This window comes from Phenylobacterium sp. (genome assembly GCF_031425575.1).
In the GTDB taxonomy this organism is placed as follows: Bacteria; Pseudomonadota; Alphaproteobacteria; order Caulobacterales; family Caulobacteraceae; genus Phenylobacterium.
Window position 1 is genome coordinate 38,381 of the sequence record NZ_JANPJP010000081.1, and the last position, 7,037, is coordinate 45,417.

Genomic DNA, 7,037 nt, shown 5'->3' on the forward strand with positions numbered 1-7,037 from the left:
AGATGAGGATTGTTAGAACGTTGTTTTATTGGCGTGGCCGCACAATAATATGGTGAATTTTCAACTGTCACCGGGTGAGATGGTTACCCAAGGTCAAGTGCAACATTGAATTTACACATAAATTCGTCTCTATCCGAACGTCGTTCGAGTCTGCTATCTCCAAGTATTGCCGCCGAGAGCCGTACAAGAGCTCCGGACGCGTTGGGAGGTACTAGGATGAGGAATTCTCTGCTTATGCGGAGCGCGCTGGTAGCCGGCGTCTCCGCCGTCGCTCTGGCTTCGGCCGGCTCGGCCATGGCGCAAGCGGGCGCCGGCACCATGATCGAGGAACTGGTGGTCACCGCTGAAAAGCGTGAGGCCAGCCTGCAGGACGTGCCGGTGGCGATCACCGCCTACACCAGCGAAAAGCGCGACCTCCTGGGTGTCGCCACCGTCGAGGACCTGGCGCGCGTCAGCCCCAGCATGGCCTACACCAACAACGACCGGATTTCGATCCGCGGCTTCGGCCGCCTGACCAACGCCATCGGCACCGATCCCTCGGTCGCACTCTATTCGGACGGCATTTTCTCGAACTCGATGTCTGATGCCTCGACGCCGTCGCTGTTTATCGAGCGGACGGAAATTCTGCGGGGTCCCCAGGGCACGCTCTATGGGCGCAACTCCATCGGCGGGGCGATGAACATCATCTCCAAGCGCCCCACGGACACCTTTAACGGCGAAGTTCGCGCCTCGGTCGGCAACTATGGCGCCTGGACGACCCAGGCCCTGCTGCGCGGTCCGATCACCGACGGCCTGCGATACTCGATCGGCGGTTCGCTGGAACGCCGTGACGAAGGCTATATCCACAACAACGGCCCCGGCGGCGACACCAGCGCCGTGAAGCGCTACTTGATCGACGCCCAGATCGAAGCGGACCTCGGCGAGAATATCACCGCCCGCCTCAGCTACCGAAAGATCGACTGGGACGACAGCTACGGCGTGGGCAACATCCACGAGGCCGTGGTGAACCCCTTCGACACCACTTCCATCACGGGGCTGGGCAACTCGGCGCTCTACTACAACCCGACTCTGGGCTTCGCCGGCGTCAATCCCTCGATCGCCGACCGCTACACCATCGCGATGAACGACACGATGGAGGGCAAGCTCTCCGATCACCACCGCCTGAACTTCGACATGACCTGGGATATGGGCTGGGCGACCCTGAAGTACATCGCCGGCTACCAAGCCTACGTCTACAATACCAACGGCGACGAGGATCGCTCCTCAAGGGCGGGTCTGTTCAACGTTTCAGCGGCCACGCCGTTTGGCGCTTATACCGCCAGCAACGTCTCGCCTCGCGAGCGCTTCTTCTACCAGGAGAAGCAGAAGTGGTGGTCGAATGAAATCAACCTCTCGTCCAACAGCGATGGCCCGCTGTCCTGGATCGGCGGCATCTATCAGTATCACCAGGAATACTCCCAGCCGCAGGGCCTGCGCGTCCTCGGAGATCCGACGGTTCAGAACCCGATCAACCTGGCGACCGGCGGCCCAGCAGCGCCCAACCCGAACGGCAACTACCTGTTGGTTGACGGCACCCTACAGGTCGACTCCTACGCCGCCTTCGCACAGATCGAATACAAGCTGACGGAGAGCCTCACCCTCCAGGCCGGCCTGCGCTACACCACCGATGACAAGACCGGCACCGACTTCGCCCGGTATGTTTCCCGCAGCCCGACCACCACGACCGTGCTTCGGTCCGGCGGCGTGCCGCTGGCTGCGGCCGGTGACCTCGCTGTCGACTTCACCACCTTCGTGGTCTGCGGCGGCCCGACCATCGCCACCTGCCTCGCCAATCCGCTTTATGCGAACCTGACCCAGGTGGCGACTGGCGGCCTAAGCCGCAAGATGGCGGCCGACTATCAGGCCTGGTCCGGGACGATCGGTCTGCAGTGGCAGCCCGACTCCGACACCAACGGCTACGCCCGCTACAGCCGCGGTTACAAGTCGGGAGGCTGGATCGCCTCCAATGGCCTGTCGCCGTTCCCCTATGCCGAGCCGGAATACGTGGACAACTATGAGGTGGGCTTGAAGAAGACCTTCGGCGGCCGCGTCCAGTTGAACTCGTCGATCTTCTACGCCGACTATAAGGGCTTCCAGACACCGCTCACCGTGGTCTTGAACTCGACGACCGGCTCGACGGGCACGCAGTTCCTGAACCTCGACTCCATCAACTGGGGCGTGGAAATTGAAGCGCAGTGGGCGCCGATCGAAAATCTCTCGATCTTCGGCAGCTACGCCTATCTGAACACCGAACTGCAGACCGGTTGCTGCTTCGTCGACACCGCTGATCCGAAGGCTTTGAAGGCCGGCGCACGTCCGACTGGCGTCGTCCTGCCCAATGGCAGCCGTCCGCAGACCCTCGTGGGCAATCACTTGCCCCTGACGCCTGAGCACAAGTTCAACCTCGGCGCCAACTACACCTTCGTCTTTGAGCCGGGCAGCCTGACGCTCGGCGCGACGGCCACCTATACGGGGGACCAGCAGAGCACGATCTTCGCACAGGACGGCTATCTCTCGCCCTCCAACACGGTGGCCGACCTTCGGGCTCTTTGGAAGGACTCCGAAGATCGCTTCACCATCATCGGCTATGTCAAGAACGTGACAGACGAGGTGGCCATCCAGAGCTCGGCCATCGGCTCGCCGGCCTCGAGCGGCGTTCAACGGCAGACGCTGAAGCTGAACTTCCCGCGCACCTACGGCGTGGAAATCCAGTACCGCTTCTAAGCTGCAGACTGAGAACGACAATTTGGGCGGCGCTAGAAATAGCGCCGCCCTTTTTCGTGGCATAAAGACAATTCGAGCTAACCCGCTCGGTATGGCCGCGTCGCTTCTATCAGAGACGCTCTAGCCCAGATTGCGCTTGAACAGCGCCAGCAGGCGCTCCCAGTGGCGTTCGGCGGCGGTCTTGTCGTAGGCGGGCCGCTGGGGGAAGGCGAAGCCGTGGTGGACTCCGGCATAGAGCTCGACCTCGCCGTTGACCCCGTTGGCGGTCACCGACTGGGCCAGGGCCTCCACCATCTCCAGCGGCGCATAGGCGTCGATCTCGGCGCAGGCGAAATAGACCTCGCCCTGGACCTTCTGGGCGGCCAGGTGGGGACTGTCGTGGTCGTCGGTGACGAGGGAGACGCCATAGATGGAGGCCGCCGCCTTGACCTTGTCGGGATAGTAGGCCGCCGCGTTGATGGCGTACTGGCCGCTCATGCAGTAGCCCACCGCCCCCATGGGGCCCTTCCGGGCCGCCGGGTCGCTGTCGATATAGGTCAACAGGGCGGCGGTGTCGGACATGATCAGCGGGATGTTGATGGAGGCCATCAACTCGAACATGCGGGCACGATCGGCCTCGGTGGCGAAGCCGCCCAGCTCCAGCACGCCAGCCCGATAATAGAGGTTGGGCAGGACCACGTAGTAGCCGGCGCTCGCCAACCGCCGGGCCATGTCGCGCAGCTCCTCGCGGATCGCCGGGGCGTCCATGTAGAACAGGATGACAGGGTGCGGTCCGTCCCGCTCCGGGTGGACGATGAAGGTGGTGGTCGCCCCGTGCGGGGTGACGATCTCGACGGTCTGTTCGATCATGGCGTCCTCAGGGGATGAGCTGGCAGGCGCGGGCGAGCGACACCCGGGTCAATTGGCGGCGTCGGGCGAAGACCTGCATCGCCGCCGAGCTCGGGTCGCGGGAGGTCTGCCACTCGCCGAGATCCCGGTAGCGGGTGATCAGCAGCAGACGGCGCGCGCCGCTGACCCGGTCGGCGGCGCTCTCGGCGGCCAGGAACAGGCCGAAGATTTTCGTCTCGAAGCGGGCCTCGAAGTCGGGCCAGGCCTCGCCCGACAGGCGCACGAACTCGTCCACCGCGTCGGCGTCGATCGTGAACCAGTTGTGCACATAGATGCCGCCGGCCATGGGCGGGACATCGTCCGTCGGCCGAAGGGTGGACGTCAGGCTGTGGTGCTCGGAGGCGACCACGCCCGGTGCCGAGGCGATGGCGGCGCCAGCATCCTTCACCAGCACCAGGGCTGTGTCAGAGGCGAAGCCCAGGACCGGCGCGAACACCGCCACCAGTTCTGCGCCCATAGCCCCGCGCAGGTGATCGGAGAGCGCCTTCTGGGCCGTGCGCTCACGGCCCAGGGTCAGGGAATAGTAGTCGTAGGCCATGGCCTTGGTCCTAGTAGTTCACACGGGCGCTGATGGCGCCGTCCACCAGCATGTTGATGCCGGTGGTGAAGGCCGAGCGCGGGCTGGCCAGGAACACGGTGGCCGCGGCCACCTCCTCCGGGGTCGCCATGCGGCCGGTCGGGTTGCGCTTGATCATCTGCTCGAAGAAGGCCGGCATGCCCGCCTTCACATTGCCCCAGACCCCGCCCTCGAAGAACACCGTGCCCGGCGAGACCACGTTGCAGCGCACATGCTTGGCGGCGCCCTCCTTGGCGAGACCCTTGGCGTAGTGGATCTGGGCGGCCTTCATGGCGCCATAGGCCGAGGCGCTGGAGGCCTCGGCGGCGGAGACCGAGGAGGTGATGACCATGCAGGCGTCGCCCTTCTCCTCGGCCGCCTTCTCCAGGAAGGGCTTGGCCGCCTCATAGGCGTTGACCGCCCCCATCAGGTCGATGTCGAACATCGCCTTCCAGTCGGACTCCCGCGCGCCCTGGACCAGGGCGCTGGCGTTAGAGACCAGGATGTCGATGCCGCCCAGGGCTTCGCCGGCCTTGGTGACGAAGGCCTTGAGGGCCGGGCCGTCGGCGATGTCGACCACCTCGCCCCAGGCGTTGACGCCCTTGGCCTTCAGGGCCGCGACCGTCTCGGCCACCTGGTCGGCGTTGCGGGCGCAGATGGCGACATTGGCGCCCTCCTCGGCGAACAGGTCGGCGATCGCCCGGCCGATGCCCCGCGTCGCGCCGGTGACCACCGCCGTCTTGCCCTTGAGTTGCAGATCCATGGCCTATCTCCCGGTTTGTTTGTTGCGACCTTTCTAGCGCGGGCAGGGCCCGCCGCGAGGTCTTTCTGACCTGGGCGTTCCAAGTGATTGACGCCCGTGCGGCGCCCGGACCAAGAAGGGTGATGCTCGATCAGTTCGACGCCCGCCTCGACGCCGATTTCCCGCCCGTCGATCCCGCGCGCCTGATCGCGGCGCTCAGCCCGCTGTTGCCGCCGGAGAACCTCAAGACCAAGCTCGAGGCCCTGCGGCCCTACGAGACAGACGGCCTGGCCGCCTACCGCTCTCTGCCGGCCGTCGTCGCCCTGCCCGAGAGCGTGGAACAGGTGCAGGCGATCCTGCGGGTCTGTTCGGCGCTTGGCGTCCCGGTGGTGGCGCGTGGGGCGGGCACCGGCCTGTCGGGCGGGGCCCTGCCCTATCCCGGTTGCGTGCTGCTGAGCCTGGCCAAGTTCAGCCGCATACTGGAGGTGGACGCCCAGGCGCGGACCGCACGCGTGCAGCCCGGCGTGCGCAACCTGGCGATCTCCGAGGCCGTCGCACACCTCGGCCTGTTCTATGCCCCCGACCCCTCCTCCCAGATCGCCTGCTCCATCGGCGGCAATGTCGCCGAGAACGCCGGCGGGGTGCACTGCCTGAAGTACGGCCTGACGGTGCACAACCTGCTGAAGCTGCAGATGGTGACCCTGGAGGGCGAGGTGCTGCACCTGGGCTCCGACGCCTATGACGCGCCGGGCTTCGACCTGATGGCCCTGATGACCGGGTCCGAGGGGCTGCTGGGCGTGGTCACCGAGATCACCGTCAAGCTGACCCCCCTGCCCGAGACCACCCAGGTGCTGCTGGCGGCCTTCGACGATGTGGCGGTCGCCGCCCAGGCGGTCGCCGAGATCATCGCTGAGGGGGTCATTCCGGCGGGGCTGGAGATGATGGACGGCCCGGCCCTGCGGGCCGCCGAGGACTTCGCTCTCGCGGGCTATCCCAAGGACGCCGCCGCCATCCTGCTCTGCGAACTGGACGGCGCGGGACCCGACGTGGCCGAGGAGATCGCCCGGGTCTCGGCCTTGCTCTCCGGCTGCGGGGCCACCGAGGTCCGCCACGCCCGGGACGAGGACGAACGCCGGCGGTTCTGGGCCGGGCGCAAGGGCGCCTTCGCCGCCGTGGGGCGGATCGCGCCCGACTACTACTGCATGGACGGCACCATCCCCCGGCGGTCCCTGCCCCAGGTGTTGACCGAGATCAGCCGGCTGTCGGAGGTCCATGGCCTGGCGGTGGCCAATGTCTTCCACGCCGGCGACGGCAACCTGCACCCGTTGATCCTCTATGACGCGGCCAAGGAGGGCGACCAGGACGCCGCCGAGGCTCTGGGCGGCGCGATCCTGGAGCTCTGCGTCTCGGTGGGCGGCACCATCACCGGCGAGCACGGGGTGGGCCGCGAGAAGATCAACCAGATGTGCGTCCAGTTCAGCAGCGCCGAGATCGACGCCTTCCACGCCTTGAAGGCCGCCTTCGATCCCAAGGGCCTGCTCAATCCCGGCAAGGCCATCCCGACGCTCGCCCGCTGCGCCGAGTTCGGCGGCATGCACATCCACCATGGGGAACTGCCGTTTGCGCACCTCCCCCGGTTCTGACCTGACCGAGGCCATCGCCGAGCGCGTCCGCGCCGGCGGCCCATTCCGCCTCCAGGGCGGCGGGACGCGCGCCTTCTACGGTCGTCCCGTCGAGGCTGAGCTGTTGTCGCTGGCCGGGCACAGCGGCGTCGTGGACTATGACCCCAGCGAGTTGGTGATCACCGCGCGGGCCGGGACACCGATGTCGGAGATCGAGGCCCTGCTGGCCGGCGAGCACCAGATGCTGGCCTTCGAACCCCCGGTGTTCGGCCCCGCCGGCACGCTCGGCGGCGCGGTGGCGACAGGCCTCTCAGGCCCCCGCCGGCCCTTCGTGGGTCCGCTGCGCGACTATGTGCTGGGCGCCCGGCTGATGAACGCTCAGGGTGAGGTCCTGCGGTTCGGCGGCACGGTGTTCAAGAACGTGGCTGGCTTTGACGCCTTTCGGCTGATGGCCGGCTCCCTCGGC

The 7,037-nt window shown here is 66.4% G+C and carries 6 protein-coding genes; 3 read left to right on the top strand and 3 right to left on the bottom strand.

The window, feature by feature from the left end; all coding sequences use genetic code 11:
• The first annotated feature begins 234 nt into the window (after positions 1-234).
• Positions 235-2,763, top strand: a complete 2,529-nt coding sequence (locus RMO97_RS04575) for a TonB-dependent receptor (RefSeq protein WP_310539358.1) — start codon at positions 235-237, stop codon at positions 2,761-2,763.
• Positions 2,764-2,883: 120 nt separating this feature from the next.
• Here the strand turns inward: RMO97_RS04575 and RMO97_RS04580 are convergent, their stop codons facing one another.
• The 3 genes from RMO97_RS04580 to RMO97_RS04590 are packed head-to-tail and all read right to left on the bottom strand — an operon-like array spanning position 2,884 to position 4,970.
• Positions 2,884-3,612, bottom strand: a complete 729-nt coding sequence (locus RMO97_RS04580) for a dienelactone hydrolase family protein (protein WP_310539359.1) — start codon at positions 3,610-3,612, stop codon at positions 2,884-2,886.
• Between the two features lie 7 nt (positions 3,613-3,619).
• Entirely contained in the window at positions 3,620-4,189 is a 570-nt protein-coding gene (locus RMO97_RS04585; RefSeq protein ID WP_310539360.1) for a hypothetical protein, read from the bottom strand.
• Positions 4,190-4,199: 10 nt separating this feature from the next.
• Entirely contained in the window at positions 4,200-4,970 is a 771-nt protein-coding gene (locus RMO97_RS04590) for an SDR family oxidoreductase (protein WP_310539361.1), read from the bottom strand.
• A gap of 122 nt (positions 4,971-5,092) precedes the next feature.
• Here RMO97_RS04590 and RMO97_RS04595 point away from each other — a divergent pair, with 122 nt between their 5' ends.
• A complete protein-coding gene (locus RMO97_RS04595; RefSeq protein WP_310539362.1) occupies positions 5,093-6,592 on the top strand; it encodes an FAD-linked oxidase C-terminal domain-containing protein in 1,500 nt (499 codons plus the stop codon).
• The coding region (locus tag RMO97_RS04600) for an FAD-binding protein (RefSeq protein ID WP_310539363.1) at positions 6,570-7,037 on the top strand (468 nt) is incomplete at its 3' end. The genes RMO97_RS04595 and RMO97_RS04600, both read left to right, overlap by 23 nt.